The 21,317-nt window shown below is 64.2% G+C and carries 18 protein-coding genes; 12 read left to right on the top strand and 6 right to left on the bottom strand.

What is annotated here, in order from left to right:
- Nucleotides 1-23 precede the first annotated feature (23 nt).
- The 4 genes from ACP146_RS21630 to ACP146_RS21615 all read left to right on the top strand — a co-directional run bounded on the left by ACP146_RS21630 (nucleotide 24) and on the right by ACP146_RS21615 (nucleotide 6,707).
- Nucleotides 24-1,367, top strand: a complete 1,344-nt coding sequence (locus tag ACP146_RS21630) for a hypothetical protein (RefSeq protein ID WP_422368826.1) — start codon at nucleotides 24-26, stop codon at nucleotides 1,365-1,367.
- Nucleotides 1,368-1,818: 451 nt separating this feature from the next.
- Complete coding sequence (locus ACP146_RS21625; RefSeq protein ID WP_422368825.1) at nucleotides 1,819-5,301, top strand: pyruvate carboxylase; 3,483 nt, start codon at nucleotides 1,819-1,821, stop codon at nucleotides 5,299-5,301.
- Between the two features lie 113 nt (nucleotides 5,302-5,414).
- Nucleotides 5,415-5,681 (top strand): hypothetical protein, encoded by a 267-nt coding sequence (locus tag ACP146_RS21620; protein WP_422368824.1) that lies wholly within the window; start codon nucleotides 5,415-5,417, stop codon nucleotides 5,679-5,681.
- Nucleotides 5,682-6,278: 597 nt separating this feature from the next.
- Entirely contained in the window at nucleotides 6,279-6,707 is a 429-nt protein-coding gene (locus ACP146_RS21615) for a hypothetical protein (RefSeq protein ID WP_422368823.1), read from the top strand.
- Nucleotides 6,708-6,760: 53 nt separating this feature from the next.
- Here the strand turns inward: ACP146_RS21615 and ACP146_RS21610 are convergent, their stop codons facing one another.
- The 4 genes from ACP146_RS21610 to ACP146_RS21595 all read right to left on the bottom strand — a co-directional run bounded on the left by ACP146_RS21610 (nucleotide 6,761) and on the right by ACP146_RS21595 (nucleotide 10,082).
- Nucleotides 6,761-7,834 carry a CobW family GTP-binding protein gene (locus tag ACP146_RS21610; protein WP_422369682.1) on the bottom strand — a complete coding sequence of 358 codons (1,074 nt, stop codon included), beginning with the start codon at nucleotides 7,832-7,834 and terminating at the stop codon, nucleotides 6,761-6,763.
- A gap of 56 nt (nucleotides 7,835-7,890) precedes the next feature.
- The gene (locus ACP146_RS21605; RefSeq protein WP_422368822.1) at nucleotides 7,891-8,973 is read right to left on the bottom strand and encodes a COX15/CtaA family protein; all 1,083 of its coding nucleotides are present in this window, start codon (nucleotides 8,971-8,973) and stop codon (nucleotides 7,891-7,893) included.
- 203 nt (nucleotides 8,974-9,176) lie between these two features.
- Nucleotides 9,177-9,440: an usg protein gene (locus ACP146_RS21600; protein ID WP_422368821.1), complete on the bottom strand. Its 264-nt coding sequence runs from the start codon at nucleotides 9,438-9,440 to the stop codon at nucleotides 9,177-9,179.
- A gap of 237 nt (nucleotides 9,441-9,677) precedes the next feature.
- The gene (locus ACP146_RS21595; RefSeq protein ID WP_422368820.1) at nucleotides 9,678-10,082 is read right to left on the bottom strand and encodes a tellurite resistance TerB family protein; all 405 of its coding nucleotides are present in this window, start codon (nucleotides 10,080-10,082) and stop codon (nucleotides 9,678-9,680) included.
- Nucleotides 10,083-10,212: 130 nt separating this feature from the next.
- On the opposite strand from ACP146_RS21595, the gene ACP146_RS21590 reads away from it, so the two are divergent.
- Nucleotides 10,213-11,193: an AEC family transporter gene (locus ACP146_RS21590; RefSeq protein ID WP_422368819.1), complete on the top strand. Its 981-nt coding sequence runs from the start codon at nucleotides 10,213-10,215 to the stop codon at nucleotides 11,191-11,193.
- Between the two features lie 280 nt (nucleotides 11,194-11,473).
- Entirely contained in the window at nucleotides 11,474-12,013 is a 540-nt protein-coding gene (locus ACP146_RS21585; RefSeq protein WP_422368818.1) for a PAS domain-containing protein, read from the top strand.
- Nucleotides 12,014-12,016: 3 nt separating this feature from the next.
- Here ACP146_RS21585 and ACP146_RS21580 read toward each other — a convergent pair whose 3' ends face one another.
- The gene (locus ACP146_RS21580) at nucleotides 12,017-14,851 is read right to left on the bottom strand and encodes an ATP-dependent DNA helicase (protein ID WP_422368817.1); all 2,835 of its coding nucleotides are present in this window, start codon (nucleotides 14,849-14,851) and stop codon (nucleotides 12,017-12,019) included.
- A 179-nt stretch (nucleotides 14,852-15,030) separates the two neighbouring features.
- On the opposite strand from ACP146_RS21580, the gene ACP146_RS21575 reads away from it, so the two are divergent.
- From ACP146_RS21575 to ACP146_RS21560, 4 genes are all read left to right on the top strand, one after another.
- Nucleotides 15,031-15,585, top strand: a complete 555-nt coding sequence (locus ACP146_RS21575; protein ID WP_422368816.1) for an RNA polymerase sigma factor — start codon at nucleotides 15,031-15,033, stop codon at nucleotides 15,583-15,585.
- Nucleotides 15,586-15,777: 192 nt separating this feature from the next.
- Nucleotides 15,778-16,293 carry a hypothetical protein gene (locus ACP146_RS21570; RefSeq protein ID WP_422368815.1) on the top strand — a complete coding sequence of 172 codons (516 nt, stop codon included), beginning with the start codon at nucleotides 15,778-15,780 and terminating at the stop codon, nucleotides 16,291-16,293.
- A 12-nt stretch (nucleotides 16,294-16,305) separates the two neighbouring features.
- A complete protein-coding gene (locus ACP146_RS21565; protein ID WP_422368814.1) occupies nucleotides 16,306-16,788 on the top strand; it encodes a periplasmic heavy metal sensor in 483 nt (160 codons plus the stop codon).
- Between the two features lie 103 nt (nucleotides 16,789-16,891).
- On the top strand, nucleotides 16,892-18,472 hold the full coding sequence (locus ACP146_RS21560) for a lysine--tRNA ligase (RefSeq protein WP_422369681.1): 1,581 nt from the start codon (nucleotides 16,892-16,894) through the stop codon (nucleotides 18,470-18,472).
- Nucleotides 18,473-18,567: 95 nt separating this feature from the next.
- On the opposite strand, the gene ACP146_RS21555 is transcribed toward ACP146_RS21560, so the two are convergent.
- Nucleotides 18,568-19,869: a S8 family serine peptidase gene (locus ACP146_RS21555; RefSeq protein WP_422368813.1), complete on the bottom strand. Its 1,302-nt coding sequence runs from the start codon at nucleotides 19,867-19,869 to the stop codon at nucleotides 18,568-18,570.
- A 131-nt stretch (nucleotides 19,870-20,000) separates the two neighbouring features.
- Here ACP146_RS21555 and ACP146_RS21550 point away from each other — a divergent pair, with 131 nt between their 5' ends.
- Both ACP146_RS21550 and ACP146_RS21545 read left to right on the top strand, forming a co-directional pair.
- A complete protein-coding gene (locus tag ACP146_RS21550) occupies nucleotides 20,001-20,498 on the top strand; it encodes an RNA polymerase sigma factor (protein ID WP_422368812.1) in 498 nt (165 codons plus the stop codon).
- Entirely contained in the window at nucleotides 20,498-21,274 is a 777-nt protein-coding gene (locus tag ACP146_RS21545; RefSeq protein ID WP_422368811.1) for an anti-sigma factor family protein, read from the top strand. Before ACP146_RS21550 ends, ACP146_RS21545 begins: the two co-directional genes overlap by 1 nt.
- Nucleotides 21,275-21,317: the final 43 nt, after the last annotated feature.

Genomic DNA, 21,317 nt, shown 5'->3' with positions numbered 1-21,317 from the left:
TGCTGTTCGGCGGCGGGCGCCGCATGGAAGCCGAGAACTTCCTTGCCAGCGGTTTCGGCACTCGACTTGCGATTGAGGTGAAGTCGGGCGGATGGTCGACCCTTTCCACCGTGGCGCGCACTTGGCAACCGTCGCGCCTGAAAGGTATTCAGGTTAGCAGAGAATATGGCACGCCGTTCCTGGCAGCGACGCAAGTGTTTGACGTTCGGCCAATACCTCGGAAATGGCTATCGTTGGCCAAGACCGGCGATCACTCAGAACGCTTCGTCAAGGACGGTACGATCCTCGTCACCTGTTCCGGCAGTGTAGGGCGTGCCACACTTGCGGATGTGACTATCCATGGGATGCTAATCTCTCACGATCTGCTGCGCATCGAGGTAGATGATCCTGAGTGGTGGGGTTGGGTTTACGCTTTTTTGCGTGCGCCCACAGCACGAGCGATGATGGAGGCTGTGCAGTATGGTCACATAATCAAGCACCTTGAAACGCATCACATGGATGCGCTGCCTATTGTCCACGCCGGCAAACATTATAGAACCGCATTCAACACACGAGTGAACGACGTTCTGGTAAAGCGCACGAGGGCGCACGCACTGACTTTAGAAGCCGAGACCCTATTTGAGCAAGCGTTCGGCCCTTTCGAGGCTAGCGACTTTGGCGAACAGGGCTTTGCCTGCAAGGCGAGCGAACTATTTAGTGCGCGTCGCCGCCTCGACGCGTGGCACCACAATCCAAGCGCGCAAGCCATCACTGACCACCTCAATGGAAAAGCACAAGCATGGGCATCAGTCGAAGGCCTCGGTTTTGACGTTTGGCTACCAACACGCTTCAAGCGCATTGCAGCTTCTGAAGGCCTCGAATTGATGGATAGCTCCGATCTGTTCGAGGTTAATCCCGACATCACCAAACGCATTGCTGATCAGAATTTTGGCGATCCGTTCGCTGGACGCGTTAAAGCAGGCTGGCTCCTTCTTTCGCGCTCCGGCCAGATTTACGGGTTGAACGGTTCAGCTATGGTCGCAGGCGTTTGTCACGAAGAAAAGGTGGTCTCGGATCATATTATTCGGATTGCACCGCGCAGCGCGCAGTGCCGTGTAGGCTACTTGTTGATGGCGATGACTCACCCCAAGCTTGGGCGACCTCGGGTGAAAGCACTTCCATACGGATCAAGCATTCCTGAGATCGAAGTGTTCGACGTTCAGCACTTCACTGTGCCACGTCTTGCCAAGGTGACTGAGAATGCAATCGCTGACCGAGTAGAGGAAGCGGCGAGCCTTCGCGATGCGGCCGATACGCTTGAGTCAGAAATTGCCTCAGATGCTGAAACCATTGTCTCAGAGTTCGTTGCCGACAAGGTCAAAGCGTGATACTGCGAGTGCTCGGTCAGTTTGGATAGTCGTGATCGCAGGTTCTTCGATCTCTAGCGTTGCCGCGAAGTGCTTTCGTCTTGAAGACTGTCCGTCCGAAGTGATATTTGAGAATAGGGTTTTCGTATAAATCAATAGTGGAGCATTTGCTTCCCAAGCAAATGATAAGGGTTCAATTCTCGCTACCCACTCCAACTTCTCGAGGTTCTCTTCCGGGGGCTTTTCATCTTCGGAGCTCTTCGATCGACAGCAACAACATCTCGGTCATGATGCGTGCCGAGAGACGCCGGAAGTCGCGCTGCCGATCTTTCCTCGCTAGCCTCGACGGGAATAGATCGCTCCCGCCGGCGTTGTCCTGCCGAGACCCCTTTGCCTCTGCGGGCCCGGGGTCTATACTGCAGCGCAACAATCTCGCGCTCGCACCACAATAATCCAACTGGGGGAAACCAGGGTGAGCCCATCCCGCATCGGCGGCGCACGTCCGCCTTTCCGCAAGCTGCTGGTCGCCAACCGCAGTGAAATCGCCATCCGCGTGCTGCGCGCATCCAGCGAACTGGGTATCCGCACCGTGGCGATCTACTCCCACGAAGACCGCTTCGCCCTGCACCGCTTCAAGGCCGATGAGGCCTTTCTGGTCGGCAAGGGCAAGGAGCCGGTGGCGGCCTATCTGGACATCGACGACATCCTGCGGGTGGCCCATGACGCCAGGGTCGATGCGATCCATCCGGGTTACGGCTTCCTGTCGGAGAACCCCGACTTTGCGGAGGCCTGCGCCAAGGCCGGCATCACCTTTATCGGACCGAAGCCCGATGTGATGCGCCGCCTGGGCAGCAAGGTCGAGGCGCGCAACCTGGCCGAAGAGGCGGGTATCCCGGTGATGCCGGCGACCGGCGCCCTGCCGCGCGACGAGGCGGAAGCGGCGGCCCTGGCGGAGCAGGTCGGCTATCCGATCATGGCCAAGGCCTCCTGGGGCGGCGGCGGGCGCGGCATGCGCGTGGTCGAAAACGCCGGCGAACTGCATGAGCAGGTGGCCGCCGGGCGGCGCGAGGCCAAGGCCGCTTTCGGCAATGACGAGATTTTTCTGGAAAAGCTGGTGCGCCAGGCGCGCCACGTCGAGGTGCAGATCCTCGGCGACAAGCACGGCAATGTCATTCACCTCTTCGAGCGCGACTGCTCCATGCAGCGGCGCAATCAGAAGATCGTGGAGCGCGCGCCCGCGCCTTATCTCAGCGAGGCCAAACGGGCCGAGCTTTGCGATGCCGCGGTGCGCCTCGCCAGGGCCGCCGGCTATGAGTGCGCCGGCACCGTCGAGTTCCTGATGGATGCGGAGACCGACGCACTCTACTTCATCGAAGTCAATCCGCGCATCCAGGTGGAACACACGGTGACCGAGGAGGTGACCGGCGTCGACCTGGTGAAGGCGCAGATCCGCATCTCCGCCGGTGCGCGCATCGGCGAGCCGGAAAGCGGCGTGCCGGCGCAGCATCAGCTTTCCCTCGACGGTCACGCCCTGCAGTGCCGGATCACCACGGAAGATCCGCTGAACAAGTTCATTCCGGACTACGGGCGCATTACCGCCTATCGCGGCGCCACGGGCTTCGGCATCCGCCTCGACGGCGGCACCGCCTACTCCGGCGCGCTCATCACGCCGTTCTACGACTCGCTGCTGGAAAAGGTAACGGCCTGGGGCCCGACGGCGGCGGAGGCCTCGGCGCGCATGGACCGCGCCCTCAGGGAGTTTCGCATCCGCGGCGTGGCCACCAACCTTTGGTTCCTGGAAGCGGTGATCGGTCATCCGAAATTCCAGAGCGGCGAGGCGACCACCCGCTTCATCGATTCGACGCCGGAGCTGTTCGAGTTTCACCGCCGCCGCGACCGGGCGACGCGGCTGCTTACCTTTATCGGTGACGTCATCGTCAATGGCAATCCGGAGGTCGAGGGCAGGCCCCTGCCGGGCCCGGTGGCGCCGGCCATTCTGCCGGAAATCCCGGCGGCTCAGGCGCTGCAGGACCCGCCCAAAGGCAGCAAGCAGCGCCTCGACGAATTGGGGGCCGAGGGCTTTGCCCAGTGGATGCTGAACGAGAAGCGTTTACTTCTTACCGATACCACCATGCGCGACGCCCACCAGTCGCTCTTTGCCACGCGCATGCGCAGCCACGACCTGGTGGCCATCGCACCGGCCTATGCGCGGCTGATGCCGCAGCTTCTGTCCCTGGAATGCTGGGGCGGCGCCACCTTCGATGTCGCGCTTCGCTTTTTGAAAGAAGACCCTTGGGAGCGCCTGGCCGCGCTGCGTGAAGCGGTGCCCAACACGCTGCTGCAGATGCTGACACGCGGCTCCAACGGCGTCGGCTACTCGAACTATCCCGACAACGTGGTGCGCCACTTCATCGCCCAGGCCGCCGACACCGGGGTCGACCTGTTCCGCATCTTCGACTCCCTGAACTGGGTCGAGAACATGCGGGTCTCCATCGATGCGGTGCGCGAAAGCGGCCTGCTCTGCGAGGCAACAATCTGTTACACCGGCGATCTCTCCGATCCCAACGAGACCAAATACGATCTGAAATACTACGTCGGCCTGGCCAAGGAACTGGAGGCTGCCGGCGCCCACATCCTGGGCATCAAGGACATGGGCGGGCTCTGCAAGCCGGCGGCGGCACGCCTGCTGGTCACCACCCTGAAGCAGGAGATCGGCCTGCCGCTGCATTTCCACACCCATGATACCTCGGGCATCTCCGCCGCCTCGGTGCTGGCGGCGGCGGAGGCCGGCGTGGATGCGGCCGATGCGGCAATGGATGCCATGAGCGGCCTGACGTCCCAACCCAACCTGGGCTCCATCGCGGCGGCCCTGAAGGGCAGCGAACGCGATCCGGGTCTCGACCGCGAAGCGCTGCGCCGGATCAACACCTATTGGGAGGGCGCGCGGCGTTACTACGCCGGTTTCGAAAGCGAGATGCGCTCCGGCGCCTCCTCGGTCTATGAGCACGGCATGCCCGGCGGGCAGTTCACCAATCTGCAGGAACAGGCCCGCTCTCTCGGTCTGGCGCGCAAGTGGGGCGAGGTGGAACAGGCCTATGCCCAGGTGAACGAGATGTTCGGCGACATCGTGAAGGTGACGCCGACCTCCAAGGTCGTCGGCGACATGGCGCTCTTCATGGTCTCCAACGGCCTGACGCCGGAAGACGTTGCCGATCCGCAGCGCGAAGTGGCCTTTCCGGCTTCGGTCATTGCCCTGTTCCGGGGCGAGGTGGGACAGCCTTACGGCGGCTTCCCCGAGGCTCTGCAGGCCAAGGTGCTGAAGGGCGAGCAGCCCTTTACGGAAAGGCGCGGGGCCTCGCTGCCGCCGGCGGATTTCGCGGCGGTGCGCAAGGAGGCGGAGAAGAAAGCGCGGCGCCACATCGGCGAACGCGAGCTTTCCTCCTATCTGATGTACCCGGATGTCTTCGTCGACTACGCAAAACACCGGCGCAAGTTCAGCGACACCTCGGTGCTGCCGACCCCGGTCTATTTCTATGGCATGGAGCCGGGCCAGGAGACCGCGGTGGAAATCGAGCGGGGCAAGACGCTGATCATCTCCTATCTCGCGCTCAGCGATGCCGATGATGAAGGCCAGCGCACGATTTTCTTCGAACTGAACGGCCAGCCGCGCACGGTGAAGGTTCTGGACAAGGCCCTGGCTGCCTCCGGCAAGGTGCGGCGCAAGGCTGACGAGGCCGACCCCGGCCAGGTCGGCGCACCCATGCCCGGCCTGATCGTCAACATCTGCGATTCCGGCAAGCGGGTTTCGGCAGGCGACCGCCTCTTCACCATCGAGGCGATGAAGATGGAAACCGCCGTCTATGCCGAGGTCGCCGGCAAGGTGACCGAGGTGGTGGCCGCCGCCGGCAGCCGGGTGGAGCCGCATGACCTCGTTGTGGTGGTGGAGCCCTCGTGAGCCGGGGCTGCGATTCGCGTTGGGCCTTTTCTGTGAGACTTTGAACCTTCCCTCGGGCGCTGCGACTAAAGGGTATCAGCAACACGCAATCGAACCCCGAAGGACACAGTCCGATGTTGAAGCTCACCGCATTCGCTCTCGCCGCCGCCCTTTCCACCGCTGCTGTGGTTCCTTCCACCGCCATGGCCATCGACAACGGCCCCTGCGACCACTGTACGATGGAGCCCATCGTCGTGAAGGGCGACCGCCCCGAGAAGGAAAACGACACGGCGGAAGGCGCAAGCCAGAACTTCCAGGTGGGTCAGCCGGCCGCTGCCATGCGCCTGCGGATCCCCACAGTCGGCACGCCGACGGTGCCCGCTGCAGAGACGCGCAAGTAGGTTGGGGGAGAATGGCAGGCCCTGCAGCGTCAAGGCCTGCCGCCACCGGCCTTCTGCGCAGTCAGCGCGAGGCGTTGCTCTCTTCTTCCATAGATGCTTGGCGGAAGCCCAAGGGGGTGCCGAGAAGAACGCCAGTGATAGATTTAATGTGGAATTAATCGCTTAAAGGTGCATTCTGAGTAAGTATTTGAATCTGCTGGCGCCCCGACTCCCTCGCGGGGTATCGGCCGGGCTGGCCGATTTACGGAAACTTCCAAGAAACTCCTGTAAGCTCCATGCACTGCAACCCTTGGGAGTTTAGTCCTTTGCCTGTGGCGCGCCCGGTTTTCTCACGGATTGGAAGGACGGCCCTTCTCGGTGCCCTGATCTTGGGTCTCAGCGCCTGCAGCAATCAGCAGGTCGGGCGTTTTCTGGGTGGCCTCTGCCATGGCGCAGACAACTGCACCGCGTATAACAGTGACGGGTCAGCGGTCACCGGGCGATGGTATGACCCTTACTAGGGTGCCCCCTGAAATCCCTAAAATCCCAGGTTTCACCTTTCATCAAGACTCGAATGATAGTCGGTATAACTAGATTATATCGATAGGGATTCGTTGGATGATTGGTGCGGCTCGATTGGCGTCTGCGCTGCTGATTCTCACGGTGTTGGCCTCCCCCGACAACACGGCGGAGGCCGTTTCGGTGGGCCGCGCTTCGGCGGAGGCCGGGGAAGTCGCGCAGATCGACGCGGCGGCCTATCAGCAGATGTTGGACGAGGCGACCGGTGAGAAGGGCGGTGCGCAAAGTGAGGAGGGCGACACCATTCGTGTCGAACTCAGCGCCGAGAGCACGGTGCTGTTCTTCACCAAGGCGGACCATCCGGCCCACCCCAGCGTGATTTCCGTGACGGTGCGCCGTGAAGAGGGTGTGCCGCATATCCTCACCGACGGCTGGCGTGGCGGTGACCGGCGCGCCTTTGACGACTGGTTCACCGCGTTTGTGCGGCGCAACGCCGGTATCGTTCGCCAGTGGCAAAGAAACAACTGAGCATAGCCGGCCGCTGTCGAAGGGCAGCCAATCCAGGATGAAACGGCAGCCCGTTACGTGATCGGTGATGAAGAGTCTTCGTTGAAGGCCTTCAGTGTGTGCTCGAACATCTCCGGTTTCAGATCCCGAACGATGAAGACGATGCGCGAATCCCGTGACTCGTCGGGCCAGTCCGCCAAACGTACCGGCGGATGAAAGACGTGCTGAACGCCGTGGATGACGATCGGCTGGTCGACGCCGTCGACGTTCAACATCCCCTTGATCCGCAGAATGTTGCCGCCGTAGAGCGTGATCAGCATTTCCACCCAGGAATTGAAACGGTCCCAATCCAGGGGTTTGTCATAGGTCAGGCAAAAGGCACGGATCGACTCGTCGTGGCGGTTCACGTCGTGATGATGGTGATCATGCCCATGTTCATGGCCGTGCCCATGCCCATGACCGTTATGCCCTTCTTCATAGGATTCCGCTTTGAGCCAGGCCTGCACGTCCGGGCTCTTCTTCTCCGGATTGTAGAGCCCGGCGTTGAACAGCATGGCCGGGTCGATGACGCCTTCAACGGTTTCATGGATCGGTGCGGCGGGGTTGAGGCTGCGCAGGCGTGTTTCGAGGCTGTGCCGTACCGTTTCCTCCGCCAGGTCGCTTTTGGTCAAGAGAATGCGGTCGGCCACGGCGGCCTGTTTGACCGACTCCATCTGGCTGTCCAGGGTGGCGTCCCCGTTGACGGCATCGACCGTCGTGACCACGCCGTCCAGGCGAAAGCGGTTGGACAGCAGAGGGTCGGTCATCAGGGTCTGTAAAATCGGCGCCGGGTCCGCCAGCCCGGTGGTCTCGATGACCAGACGCTTGAAGGGCGGCACTTCCCGTTTCGCACGGCGCTTGTAGAGGTCGCGCATGCCGTCGACGAGGTCGCCGCGGATGGTACAGCAGAGACAGCCGCTGTTCAGCAGGACGGTATCTTCGGTCGCCTTTTCGACCAGCAGGTGGTCGAGGCCGATTTCACCGAACTCGTTGACGATGACGGCGGTTTCCTCCATCGCCGGATGGGCCAGGAGATGGCGCAGCAGGGTGGTCTTGCCGCTGCCGAGAAAACCGGTGAGGACCGAGACCGCCAAGGGCTCCTCGGGGATGTCGAGGTCTTCGACCGTGCTTTTTGGGTCTTCGCCCGTGCTTTTTGGATCTTCGTTCACGACGGCTGAGCCGGTTTGCGCAGACGCAGGTGATAGAGACACCAGAGTATCGCGGTCAGCACCAGGATCGCGCCGGCCTGATGCAGGGCCGCCGCCCAGATGGGGACCACCAGCAGCAAGGTGACGATGCCGAGCGCCATCTGCAGCAACGCCAGGATTGCCAGCAGGGCAAAGCCCCCCTGAACTGCCGGCGGCAGATCCAGGCGCAGCGACCACAGCCAGATGGCCAGGCTCAGCACGACGGTGACGATTGCCAGGAGGCGGTGATTGAACTGCACCGCCGCATGGTTCTCGAAGAGGTTCAGGAACCAGGGCGACAGCATGCCGTAGCCTGCCGGAACCAGATCGCCGTCCATTAACGGAAAGGAGTTATAGATCAGCCCGGCATTCAGACCGGCGACAAAACCGCCGGACACGATGGTCACGCTGACCAGTGCCAGCACGACCAGGCAGCCACGGCGCAGGCTGGTGGCGGCCGGGTCGCGGCTGCGTTCCGGCCGCGGCCAGAACTGGCCCAGCGCCAGCCAGAAGAGATAACCGTAGATCACCAGGGCGAGGCCGAGATGGGCGACAAGGCGGTACTGGCTGACGTCGGTGCGATCGCCGAAACCGCTGGCAACCATGAACCAGCCAAGGGCGCCCTGCAGCGCGCCGAGAAGCAGCGCCACAAGCAGCAAGCGGGTGAGCCGCCGGTCCAGACGGCCGCGCCACCAGAACCAGAGGAAGGGCAGGGCGAAGACCAGGCCGATCAGCCGCCCCCAAAGGCGGTGAATATACTCCCACCAGAAAATGGTCTTGAACTCGGCCAAGCTCATGCCGGCGTTAACCTGCTGGTATTCCGGGATCTGCCGGTAGAGATCGAAGAGCCGCTGCCACTCGCTCTGGCTGAGGGGGGGCAGGGCGCCGCTGATCGGCGCCCATTCCATGATCGAGAGCCCGGATTCGGTGAGCCTTGTGATGGCGCCGATCACCGCCATGGCCAAAACCATGGCACAGCAGCCCAGCAGCCAGAACCCGACGGCGCGGCTGGCCGTGGCTGTTTTCTCGCCGGCAAAGGCAAAGGGCGTGGTGGCGGTCATGCCGCGACAACTGCGGTTGGTTCTGCGGTCGGTTCTGCCGATGGATTCGACAGGGCTTGCACCGCTGGGCGATTTCGTCCGTTCATCGCCGGTAAACTAGTGGCCCGGGGCCGCGCCGCCAAGTGTGACGGCGTATCGCTGGGGTGCAAAAAGGAGCTGGCGCGACTTTCTGCCGCGCCGCGCGCCGCTTCTGGTGACCGCTTCTACTGGAGCGTCAGGCAGCAGGCGGCGATGCGGGTATCCGGCGCGGTGATGATCGGAATGTTGGCGACTTTCACCGAATGCAGCGGTCCATCCAGGTTTTCTTCCCAGAAAGCCAGGAACTTGTGCAGTTCGGGGTAGCGCGGCGCCAAGTCGTACTCCTGCCAGATATAGCTCTGGAGCAGGGCCGGGTGATCCGGCAGGTGATAGAGTATTTCGGCTGTTGTCAGCCGATAGTCGTTCATCTGCAGTTCTAGCTCGCTCATCTTCCCTCCTATCCTTCCGTCCCTTGGGACCCGATAGGGTTCAAGCTTGCCCACCTGTCGATGAAACCTCAACAAAATACCGTTAACAAAACAATAACTTAGCAGCCCGGCGGCAAGAGTGCTGCCACCAGCTAAGGGCCAAACAAGATCAGGCTGCCGACGGGTGCCGACAGCCTGGAAAGCAACTTCAACCTATGGGGAGCCTTTCGGGTCAGCCCCGGCAGCCTCGCCCGGCCGCTAGAGGCGCATATTGCGGGCGCGGGTGCCGCGCTCGATCGCAGCGGCGGGCAGCCGGCCGACCTGCAGGCGGTGGCGCAGCATTTCCAGCAGACGCAGTTCCTCCTGGCTGACCGCGCTGTCGGCGGCGGCCACGTCCAGGGCAATGGCGTAGGCGGTTTCCGAGAGCTTGCTGGGCAGTTTCTCGGTGATGAAGCCCAGGATCTTCTCCAGGCCGTCCTCATCGCCGAGCAGTTCGGCGCAGGCCTGGGCAGCCTTCGGCACCTCGTTCAGGTCGTAGTCTTCGAAAACCGGCAGGTGCTTTACCGTGTCGCCGATGGTCATCAGCTCCGAATCGGTCATATCGCGGTCTGCGGCGGAGACCAGAACCATGGTGTAGACGAGGGCTGTGTGATGATCGGACATTGCGTTTCGCTTCTTGCTCTCTGGGTTTGCGGACAGCTGAACAGACCGGACTGACCGGCGGCGGCGCAGACTAGGCAGGCGCTGGCGGCAGCGTCAAGCCCGCAGAAAGCGCATATAAGGGGCGCGGCATTTGCGCTCGACAGCCGCCGGGGCGCTGGGCAAGCTGCGCCGCATGGGGCCCATTCTGAACGTCGTCTTTCCGGTCTTCGCGATCATGCTGGCCGGCTATGCCGCCGGTCGTTTTCGCATCCTCGGGAATGAGAGCAGCGAGGCGCTGAACCGCTTCGTCTACTTCATCGCGCTGCCGGCGCTGTTCTTCATCTCCATGGCGCGGGTGTCGCTGGATCAGGTTTTCAACCTTCCTTTCCTGGCAGCCTATGGCGGCGGTGTCGCCTTTACCTTCCTGCTCGCCTTCGTGGTGGCCCGCTTCTTCTTTCCCAACCGTCTGGGGGCGCTCGGGCTTGGCGGCCTCTCTGCCATCTTCTCCAATACCGGCTACATGGGCATCCCGCTGCTCATGCTGGCCTTCGGTGAGGCCGGGATGCTGCCGGCGATCATCACCACAATCCTCAATGGGGCGGTGATCATGGCGATTGGCATTGCCCTGCTGGAACTCGACGTGCAGCAGGGAAAGAGCGGTCTGGCGGTGCTGGGCGGCGTGCTGCGCGGTATCCTGCGTTCGCCGCTGGTGCTTTCTGCCGTCGCCGGGCTTGCCGCCTCCGGTCTCGGCCTGCCGATCCCGCGGGCGGTGGCGACCTTCTGCGACATTCTGGGCGCCTCCGCCGGGCCCTGTGCGCTCTTTGCCATCGGCCTGTTCATGGTCGGCAAGTCCTTTACCGCCGGCATGACGGAAGTGAGCTGGCTGGTCCTGCTGAAGCTGGCGGTGCAGCCCCTGGTCACCTGGTGGCTGGCTTTTCACGTCTTCACCATGGACCCGATCTGGGCGGCGGGCGCCCTGATCCAGTCGGCGCTGCCGACCGGTGCCCTGGTCTTCGTGCTGGCCCAGCAGTACGGCATCTACGTCCAGCGTTCGACGGCCGTCATCATGATTTCCACCGTGATTTCTCTCGGCACCTTGTCGGCGCTCTTCGTCTACCTGGGCATCGGCTGAGAGCCCGACCGCTTTTGTTCGGCGCGAGCTGGCCAAGCAGGCTGTCTCTTTGTGACGGTTTGTCCTGCGGCTGGGCGAGCGCCTTGTTCAGGGCGCTCTCCAGCGCCGGCTTCAGCAGCTTCGTCGGCGCGACGAGGACGGTCGGCAGGAGTCAATGCCGGTGCACTTCGGTCCCCTGACTTTGGCTGTCCTTTATGACTCTTCGGCGAGTCTAGTAGTCAAATCGCTTATTCGAGCCGAAGAGCCTTGCCTGAGTCCCTTTCAATGCGGACTATGGGGCATGCAAGAAGTACTTGCTGATATACAGGCGGCGGAATTGGATCTGGGTGACGGCATCGCGCTCTACCCTGATCTGCGCCAGGCTCTTGAGTATTGGGAGAGCAAGCGCGGCGATCGTTTTGCGCCGGCGCGCGAGGATATCGATCCTTCCGAAATCGCTGCGCTGCTTTCGCGCGTCATGCTGGCCGATGTCGAACAGACCGAAGACGGCGCGCTGGATTTTCTCTACCGCCTCAGCGGCACCGGCATCTGCGATGTGCACGGCTATAACCTGGCGACCCTGCGTCCGCGCGAACTCAGTCCGCCAGCCTACGGTCAACTGGTTCATGATCACTACTGTATCGCGGTCGAGCGGCGTATGCCTTTGGCGCATGTGCTGGCGTTGCGAACCGATACAAAGCAGCGCTCCTACGCGCGCATTATTCTGCCGCTCTCCGCCGACGGCGAGAAGGTCACCATGCTGATGATGGTGGACAGCGAGAAACAAAACTCGATGCGCGAGTTCCTGGAAGTGATCCGGGTCTACGGCAAGCGGAGCTGAGCCTCACACCTCTGCGAGAAACTCCCTGACCGCCGCAACCGCTTCGGCGAGGCCGACGCGCTCGGCGGTGACGCTGGCCGGAAAAGCGTCGAGCAGGCGACTGGGCAAGGGATCGAGCAGCACGAAGACGCCGCGGTCGTCGGCGCGGCGAATCAGGCGGCCATAGGCCTGGCGCAGTTTCAGCCGGGTCAGTTGTTCGTCGTAGGCGCGGCCGCCGAAAACCTGGCGCCGGGCCTTGTGGATAATGTCAGGGCGCGGCCAGGGCACCCGGTCGAAGGCGATGAGGCGCAGGGAGCGCCCGGGCACGTCGACGCCGTCGCGCACCGCGTCGGTGCCGAGCAAGCAGGAGTCTTCCTCGGCGCGGAAGATGTCGACCAGCGTGCCAGTGTCGAGGCCGTCGACATGCTGGCTGTAGAGCGCGGTGCCGGCCTCGGCGAGTGCCGGGGCGATACGTTTCTGGACGGCGCGCAGCCGGGCGATGGCGGTGAAGAGCCCGAGAGCGCCGCCGCCCGATGCCAGGAAGAGTTCACGATAGGCCGCGGCCAGTTGGTTCAGGTCGCCGCGCTTCAAGTCGTGGACGATGAGGATGCGGGTCTGGGCGGCGTAGTCGAAGGGCGATGGCAAGCTGACGCGGGAAACCGCCGCGGCCATGTGTTCGGTGCCCAGGCGTGCCTCCGCCGCCCGCCAGGCCGCGGCCTCATCGTCGCGTTCGGCTTCCGGCGCGCCGGTATCTGTCGTACCAACGCTGTGATCGGTCAGGGTGGCAGAGGTGATGAGCAGGCCGTGGGCCGACTGGCCGAGACTGGCGGCGAAGGGCCGGCCCGGATCGATCCAATGGCGGTAGAGCCCGACGTCGATGTCACGGCCTTCCATGCGTTCCACCGCGAACCAGTCGCAGAACTCGGCCGGGGTTTCCTCCGCCAGGGCGTCCAGCATGTCACGCCAGGCCGCCAGCGGCAGCAGGGCCCGGGTTTCCAGCCCGCGGGCCGCGGCTTCGATGCGCCGCCGGCTGTCGCTGTCCAGGTTTTCGGATTCCTCATCGAGGCGCGCGAGCAGCAGGCGGCGCAGATCCTTCAAAGGCTGGATCAGGTCGCGCAGATCTTCGGCCAGGGCTTCCGCCGCGTCCGGCAGGCCGTCGATCGGCGGCTGGGCCGGGGCCTCCAGGCTGTAGGGCTGGTCCTGGCCGCTGCTGCGGGCATAGACCTGTTTTGCGGCAATCTCCAGAAATCGTTCGCTGGCACCTTCGGCCCGGCCTTCCTCGATCCTCTGCCGCCAGCCTTCGCCGGCCAGAACCCGGGCGGCGCGCAGCACTTCCTCCAGGGCTTCCAGCGCCGCCGTGTCGCCGGCGATCAGATCTTCCAGGCGGCGCTTCAGCCCGCGCAGACGGGTGGCGCCGCGGCGGCCGCCCTCGGCGCCCAGCAACCAGCGCCGCAGCTCCCGCGATTCGCGGCCGCAGAGATGGGCGGCAAAGGCGCTGTCCGCCGCTTCGAAAAGCTGGTGGCCTTCGTCGAAGACATAGCGGGTCGGCAACTGCCCGTCGTCGCCGCCGCCCATGGCGGCCTGGATCATCACCAGCGCATGGTTGGCGACCACGATGTCCGCCTGGCGCGCGGCGCGCACCGAGCGCTCGATGAAGCATTTCCGGTAATGCTGGCAGGCGGAATAGATGCACTCGCCGCGGCGGTCGGCGAGGCCCAGGGTGCGGGCCGGACCGAAGAGGTCGGTGAACCAGCCGGGAAAATCGCCGCCGACCATGTCGCCGTTGCGGGTGCGGGCCGCCCAGCGCGCCATGAGGCCGAGGGCCACGGCATCCTGGGGGCGGGCCGGGAGCTGACTTACCGCTTCGGCGAGGTTCAGGAGGCAGAGGTAGTTTTCCCGCCCCTTGCGGATCACCACCTTGGCGGCGCGCTCCCGCGGTTCGGGAAACAGCGCCGCCAGTTCGTCGTCGACCTGGCCCTGCAGGTTGCGGGTGTAGGTGGAAATCCAGGTGGCGGCCTTGTTGCGCTCGGCCCAGAGACTGGCCGGGGCAAGATAGCCCAGGGTCTTGCCGGTGCCGGTGCCGGCCTCGGCCAGCACCACCTGCGGTTCGCCCTCCACCGCCCTTGGCGCGAAGGCGGCGGCAGCGGCGGCGGCATAGTCGGCCTGCTGCGGGCGCGGCTCAACCTCGCCGCTGTTCAGCCCGGCCAGCACCTCGGCCAGACGGGCGCGGCTCTCCGCTGCGGGAACCGGCTGCGTGCCGGGGGCACCGCGCGGCGGCCGTTCCTCCCAGTCCGGCAGACGCTCCCAGACCCTGAGGCCGAGATTGCGCTTCGGCAACACGGCGCCGCCTTCACCGAAACCGAGCGCAGCAATCACGAAGGGTCCCCAGAGCCAGCCCGCCTGGGCCATGGTCCAGGCGATACCCGGTGCATCGCGGTCGCCACCGGAAGGCGATGTGCCGCGGGCCGCCAGTTCGCGCAGCAGCGCCAGGGCGGCCTGCGGCAGCAGGATGGCGGCCGATTCGGCATCACCGGGTTTTGCGAAACCCAGCACTGAGGCGAGGCCGTGGGGTGTCGGCGGACAGAAGCTTGCCGGTCGCACAAAGGCGAAAAGTTCCAGCAGGTCGAACGCGGAAAAGGGGTCGCAGTCCAGGCGGCGGGCCACCGCCCGGGCATGACAGACCAGGGGCGGTTGCTGCCGCGCCCGGGTGGCGGCTTCCGCCGCCGTCAGCGTTTGGACCTCGCCCTCCTGGTCGATCCAGACCGCGCCGCCGGGCCCGGCCAGCAGCACGGGGGCGGCGGGCAGACGCAGGCCGGTTTGAGGCGCAGGGGAATCGGCGGGAACGGATGTAGAACTCATCGGCGGACTATAGCCGCAGGGCGCCGAGCCCGTCATGGTCCTATCTGTGCGGAGCCCCAGAAACACGGATGAAAACCGGGCGCTTCGATGTCCCGCTGTCTGCGGTCGCCGCATAGGCTATGCTGTATCAATGGTGAGGGACCGAACAGCGCCGCGACCGCGCGGAAGAACAGGCCTGCGTGGGTGAGGGGGATGCCGATCTTCCGGCCTTGCTTTCGGGGGACAAGGCGGCCTGGGATCGCTTTGTCGCGCGCCACGCGGCGGTGATTTTTTCCGCCGTGCGGCGGCGCCTGCTGCCGGCGGGCCGCAACGCCGATGCCGAAGACGTCGTGCAGGATGTCTTCGTCCGCCTCTGCCAGAAGGATTTCCGGCTGTTGCGCAGCTATGACGCGTCGCGCGCCAAGATCACCACTTGGTTGACGGTGATCGCCAATTCCGCCGCCATCGATCATCTGCGGCGTCTGAAACGGCGGACGGAGGATATCGACGATCAGCCGGAAGCCGTACTGGCGGTCGAGCCCGTGGTGCCCGAGCGGGTGAAAATCCCAGAAGGCGTACTATCGCCCCGCCAGGCCCTGGTTCTCGAACTGCTCTATCGCCGCGACATGACTCCTGGGGAGGCCGGTGCCGTGATGGGGGTGGACCCGCAGACGGTCCGTTCCATGCACCACAAGGCCCTGGCGAAGCTGCGGGTGCACTTTCAAGCGGAAATGGGTGAATCGGAAGATGTTTAGCGGGGATGATTTTGAGACTTTTGCCGTAACACAACCAAGGGTCCAGGGGTGAACCCATGAGCGCGATCGCTCTTGATTGTTTCAATCAAGAGCGTCAATCGCCCTCAAGCATAAGGACGTAGAAACTGATTCACGATTTACTTTGTTCCAAAGCAAACCGATCAGTTTCTAGGGGAAAAGGTACTAGGACAGATGAAGGACGATAAGACGAAAGAAGGCGCGGATCTCTGGCGCAAAGCGCAAAGCTGCTGGGCGGAACCGGAGGCAGCCGTTCCCGCGGCACCGGATCCTCTGCTGCTGGCCGCCTATCTGGACGGCCGTCTCAGCCAGGCGGAAGCGGCCCTTGTGGAAAGCCGCATGACGGCCAATCCGCGGCTGCTCGACGAAGTGCTGGCGCTGAAGGCGGAACTGGCGGAGACGCCGGTCGCGGCGCCTGCCGCGGCGGTCGCGAGGGCGCAGGCGCTGCGTGGCGGCGGGCTCGAGAGCCCTGCGGTGCCGGTGATTGACAGCGAAGAACAGAGCGATTTCCTCTCCCACCTTCTGGGCGGCTGGTTGCGTCCGGCGGTGCCGGCCTTTGCCGTGGTTGCCGTGGTGCTGGCCTGTGCCGGGGCCTTTGAGCTGGGCCGCTATCAGTCCGAGCGGATCCTGCCGCAGCAGACCGCCGGCTCCGACGCCGGCGATCCCTTCACGCTTGAAGAGCTGATTTAGGGGAGGCCGGTCGTGGGCAAATTCATGGGCAGGCGATCCCTGTGGTTTCTCCTGGCCGCCTCGGTGGCGGTCAACGTGTTTTTCCTGGCCGGGCTGATCTATCCGCAGCTGATCGGCAAGCCGGCCTCGATGATGCGCGAGGATCCGGTCGCCGCGGCGACCGAGGACTTCGGCCTCGACGCCGGGCAGGTCGCGGGGCTGGAGGCGCTACGCCGGCAGATTGCCGAGCGCCGCGCCACGGCGGGCGGCGGGGCCGGCGGCTTTCGTTCCATGATGGTCGAGGCTTTGGCGCAGCCGGTCTTTGACCGCGCTGCCTTTGAGACACGCCTGAACGAGCGGCGGCAGGCGCGCGGCGGCATGATCCTGGATATGGTCGAGGCGCTGCACGGTTATCTCTCCACGCTTTCCCCGGCGCAGAAATCGGCCTTTCTCGAACGCTCGAAGGAGCCGAGCTTTCTGCGTGCGCTGCTTTGGCCGCCGCCTGAGCGGCGTTGACGCCCGCCGTCGCCGCGCATAGGGTCCCCGGCAGTTGGAAGGCGGCTTAGTCCAGGCCGTCTATCCGGACTTTCTGGCCGGATTTTCTTGAATGAGCGGTACCATGGCAAACGAGCGGGAACTGGCCGAGGGCGCACGCGCCTGGCCCTTCGAAGAGGCAAGACGGGTCGTAAAGCGCCTGGCCGGCAAGAAACCGGAAAAGGGCTATGTCCTCTTCGAGACCGGTTACGGCCCCTCCGGTCTGCCCCATATCGGCACCTTCGGCGAGGTCGCGCGCACCACCATGGTGCGCCAGGCCTTTCAGCGCCTCAGCGACATGCCGAGCAAGCTGTTCTGCTTTTCCGACGATATGGACGGCCTGCGCAAAGTGCCGGACAACATCCCCAATAAGGAGATGGTGGCCGAGCATCTGGGCAAGCCCCTGACCCAAATTCCCGATCCCTTCGAAACCCACGACAGCTTCGGGGCGCACAACAACGCGCGGCTGCGCGGCTTCCTGGACACCTTCGGCTTCGACTATGAATTTCAGTCGTCGACCGAGTGGTACACCTCCGGGCGCTTCGACGAAGCCCTGCTGCAGGTGCTGCGCAACTACGACAAGGTGAAGAACGTGGTGCTGCCGACCCTGGGCCCGGAGCGCCGCGAGACCTACAGCCCCTTCCTGCCGGTCTGTGCTAAGACCGGGCGGGTGCTCCAGGTGCCGGTGCTTGAATGGAACGCCGAGGCCGGCACCATCGTCTATCAAGACGAGGATGGCGCCAAGGTCGAGTCTCCGGTCACCGGCGGGCACTGCAAACTGCAGTGGAAGGCCGACTGGGCGATGCGCTGGTATGCCCTGGGGGTCGACTACGAGATGTCCGGCAAGGACCTGATCGACTCGGTGAAGCTCGGCAACCAGATCTGCAAGATTCTCGGCGGGCGTCCACCGGAGGGCTTCAACTACGAGCTCTTCCTGGACGAGGACGCCAAGAAGATCTCCAAGTCCAAGGGCAACGGCCTCAGCGCCGAGGACTGGCTGACTTACGGGCCGACGGAAAGCCTGTCGCTGTTCATGTTCCAGAAGCCCCGGGCGGCCAAGCGGCTTTACTTCGATGTCATTCCGCGGGCGGTCGACGACTACCTCTCGCATCTCGCCGCCTACAACGGGCAGGACGAGAAGCGCCTCGAGAATCCGACCTGGCACATCCACGACGGCCAGCCGCCGTTGCCGGGCACCAAGCTCAGCTACGCCATGCTGCTGAACCTGGCCAGTGTCTGCAACACCGAGGACCCGGCGGTGCTCTGGGGCTTCATTTCGCGTTACGCGCCCGAGGCCACGCCGGAGGGCGATCCCATGCTCGACCGCCTCGTCGGTTTCGCGCTGCGCTACTACGCCGACTTCGTGAAACCGAACAAGCGCTATCGCGCACCCAGCGAAGACGAGCGCAAGGCCCTGGCTGACCTCGCTGCGCGCCTGCGCGCCCTGCCCGGCGATGCCGACGGGGAGGGCATCCAGAACGAGGTCTATGCCGCCGGCAAGGCACACGGCTACGAGAACCTGCGCGACTGGTTCAAAGCCCTCTACGAGATCCTGCTGGGCCAGGAACAGGGTCCGCGCATGGGCTCCTTCATGGCCCTCTACGGGCTGGAGGAAAGCCTGGCGCTCATCGACCAGGTGCTGGCGGGCGAGAGCCTGTCGGCTTAAAGCAGATTCGGCCCGGTTTTCGGCTTCCCTCTCCCTCGGGCTCGTTCCGAGGGTCCCCTTCTGCGGCTTGAGCGGGCAAGCCCGTTGCAATCGATTCAGCGGCAGTTGACTCTAGGGCTGCGCAGCAGGCCCCAGCCGAAAACATCGTCGCGCCCCGCGGCGCCGAGATCTTCGGCGGTTTGCCTGAGCAGGTTGCGCGCTGTGGCGGGGTCACTGCCGGCACCGGCATGCAGCAGGGCGGCCGCCACGAAGGGCACGGCAAAGCTGGTGCCGGTCCAGGTCTGATAGCCGCCGCGGGCATCGGCCGAGCGTACGTCGACACCCGGGGCCGCGAGTTCGATGTAGCCGCCGCGGTTGGCGCTGCGGTAGAGCCGCTTGCGGTCATCGATGGCGGTGACGGCCAGAACTTCGGGGTAAGCACCGGGGAAGGCAGGTTCGGCGCGGGGACCGCCGTTTCCGGCGGCGGCGACAAGGCTCGCCTTCTTGGCCGCTTCCCTGATGCCGTTTTCCAGCACACTGTTCGCTTTGCCGCTGAGGCTGAGCGCTATCACCTGCGCATTCGAACCGATCGCCCAGTCGACGGCGCGCAGGATTGCCAGTGTATCCGTGCGCACGTCGCCTTCGTAGATATAGAAGACTTCAGCGGCCAGCAGTTGGGCGCCCTGCGCCAGTGCCGGCAGCTCTCTGGGGGCTTGTCCGACCAGGAGCGCGGCAATGGCGGTGCCGTGGCCGGCACCTGCCGCCTCGCTATCCGCCGGGCGAAAGTTTTTCGTCTCTATCGACGAACTCCTCAGCGCCGGATGGCCGGTGTCCACCGCAGTATCGATAATGGCGATCCGCTGGCCTGCTGTACAAACCGTCCCGGCCCCTGTCTCCAGGCCGACCAGTTCGGCCGACCAGCAGTGCTCCCCCAGGCAGCGGCCTCCGCCGCTGGCGTAGAGATTGTTGAAGTCGAACAAAGCGCCCGGCCGGGTCGTGCGTGCCAGCTCCAGCGCTTCATCCATATCCAGGCCCGAAGGCACCGAAAGCCGGGAGATTGACGTGCCGAGCGCCGCCAGGCTGAAATTGCCCGATGCGGTGAAGCCGACGATTTCCAAAGCGGCGATATCGAGGGCGTTCAGCCCGACGCCGATGATTTCACGGTCGATGAAGTCACGGTCAGCACCGAACCCGAAGAAGTTGAACGGGCCGGGGCCGTCATCCCGTCCGCCGCTGTCGCGACCACCGCTCCCGCCGCCACCGCGGCTGCCGCGATCGTCGTCGTCATCGTCATCGTCGTCGTCGTCATCATCGTCGTCGTCGGCCAGGGCCTCCGACCACAGCAATCCGCCGCTTGACTCCGGTAGGGCTAGGGTTGGCAGAAGCCAGATAGTGAGCAAAAGGACGAGCAGGCGCATGTTCTGTAATCCTTGATGACGGCGCTATACCTAGGCACAACGGAGGAAATCAAAAAAAATTCCGGACAGCTATTGGAATATTGGTTCGCGGGCTGCGTTATCCCACAAATGGAAGGCAGGGTGGACTGTCTATGAGTGACGATATCAGAGTTGAGATGGTTGCCCTGGTGCCAAGATTGCGACGCTTTGGCTACGCAATCTCCGGGTCTTGGGACGAAGGAGAGGATCTCGTGCAGGCAGCTTGTGTGAAAGCGCTCAGCAAACTCGAGCAGTTTCAGCCCGGAACACGGCTGGACAGCTGGATGTTTCGGATTGTCCAGACCACTTGGATCGACCGGGTTCGCAGCCGCGGTCGCCGTAATGAGGTGGGTGACCCCGATGATTTCGCCCGTTTTTCGGATGAGGGCAGGGGCGCAAGGGTGGCCGAGGGCCGCTTGACCCTTGCCCGGGTCCGCGAAGCGATGCAGACGCTGCCGGAAGAACAGCGTGCTGCGCTCGCCCTGGTGGCGATCGAAGGATATTCCTACAAGGCCGCTGCCGAGACCCTGGAAATCCCCGTGGGTACGGTTATGAGCCGCCTGGCAAGGGCCCGGTCCAAACTTCTGCCATTGCTGAAGGAGAAAGAGTGATGTCTGGAATCCCGACCCCCCCGGAAAAGGTCAGCGATGAGCAGATCGCCGCTTATGTCGACGGCAGTCTGGATGCGGCCGAGGCGGCCGTCGTGGCGGCGGCGATCGAAAACGATCCCGCGATCCGCGCCTATGCGAAAGAGGTGCGCGAAGCCAATCGCTTGCTGCGCGAGGCTTTTGACGGGCCGATGACGCAACCGGTCTCGAGCGAACTGCGCACCACCATTATGGGAACTGAGGAGACGCAGGCCGGCGCCACGGTGGTGGATTTTGCCCGCGCGCGGGAGGCCCGCCGGCCCTGGGTCGGAATGGCCCTGGCGGCCAGCATTGCCCTGGTGATCGGCATTACCTCTACGACCGTTTTCTTCGACGGCGGGCAGGACCATGCCGAACCCCTGTTGGCCCTGGGGCCGGCTCCCACCACGGGCCCGCTGCACAGGGCGCTGGAAACCCTGGCGAGCGGTGACGTCTCTGAGGAAGGGCTGCAGTTGATGCTGAGTTTCCGTGACGGCGAAGGCCGTATCTGTCGGGAATTCGAGCTTGCCGGCGAGACCCCCACCCAAATGGACTTCGCCATTGCCTGCCGCAGCGATGCAGGCCAGTGGCAAGTCGAGATTGCCGTCACCGGCCCGGCCACTGCGCCCAATGCCGACGGCATCGTGCCGGCTTCCGGTCCGGCCGAGGACGCCTTGAACGCGATGCTCGACTCGCTGGGCGCCGGGCCCGCCCTCAGCCCGGCCGAGGAGGCCAAGCTTCTGCAGGACGGCTGGCGCTGAGGCCGCACCGGCGTTCTTCAAGCCGGGAAATCCCTGTTGCCGA

This window comes from Pelagibius sp. (assembly GCF_965249265.1).
Taxonomy (GTDB): domain Bacteria; phylum Pseudomonadota; class Alphaproteobacteria; order Kiloniellales; family Kiloniellaceae; genus Pelagibius.
The sequence above is the reverse complement of the archived record's forward strand: the minus strand, read 5'-3'. Positions and strand labels throughout refer to the sequence as shown.

Bases quoted from the DNA above. Each gene is read 5' to 3' on its own strand.
- ACP146_RS21580 (WP_422368817.1), bottom strand. From the start codon at position 14,851: ATGAGTTCTACATCCGTTCCCGCCGATTCCCCTGCGCCTCAAACCGGC.
- ACP146_RS21595 (WP_422368820.1), bottom strand. From the start codon at position 10,082: ATGTCCGATCATCACACAGCCCTCGTCTACACCATGGTTCTGGTCTCC.
- ACP146_RS21570 (WP_422368815.1), top strand. From the start codon at position 15,778: ATGAAGGACGATAAGACGAAAGAAGGCGCGGATCTCTGGCGCAAAGCG.
- ACP146_RS21555 (WP_422368813.1), bottom strand. From the start codon at position 19,869: ATGCGCCTGCTCGTCCTTTTGCTCACTATCTGGCTTCTGCCAACCCTA.
- ACP146_RS21560 (WP_422369681.1), top strand. From the start codon at position 16,892: ATGGCAAACGAGCGGGAACTGGCCGAGGGCGCACGCGCCTGGCCCTTC.
- ACP146_RS21620 (WP_422368824.1), top strand. From the start codon at position 5,415: ATGTTGAAGCTCACCGCATTCGCTCTCGCCGCCGCCCTTTCCACCGCT.
- ACP146_RS21600 (WP_422368821.1), bottom strand. From the start codon at position 9,440: ATGAGCGAGCTAGAACTGCAGATGAACGACTATCGGCTGACAACAGCC.
- ACP146_RS21545 (WP_422368811.1), top strand. From the start codon at position 20,498: ATGTCTGGAATCCCGACCCCCCCGGAAAAGGTCAGCGATGAGCAGATC.
- ACP146_RS21615 (WP_422368823.1), top strand. From the start codon at position 6,279: ATGATTGGTGCGGCTCGATTGGCGTCTGCGCTGCTGATTCTCACGGTG.
- ACP146_RS21550 (WP_422368812.1), top strand. From the start codon at position 20,001: ATGAGTGACGATATCAGAGTTGAGATGGTTGCCCTGGTGCCAAGATTG.
- ACP146_RS21630 (WP_422368826.1), top strand. From the start codon at position 24: ATGGAAGCCGAGAACTTCCTTGCCAGCGGTTTCGGCACTCGACTTGCG.
- ACP146_RS21585 (WP_422368818.1), top strand. From the start codon at position 11,474: ATGCAAGAAGTACTTGCTGATATACAGGCGGCGGAATTGGATCTGGGT.
- ACP146_RS21605 (WP_422368822.1), bottom strand. From the start codon at position 8,973: ATGACCGCCACCACGCCCTTTGCCTTTGCCGGCGAGAAAACAGCCACG.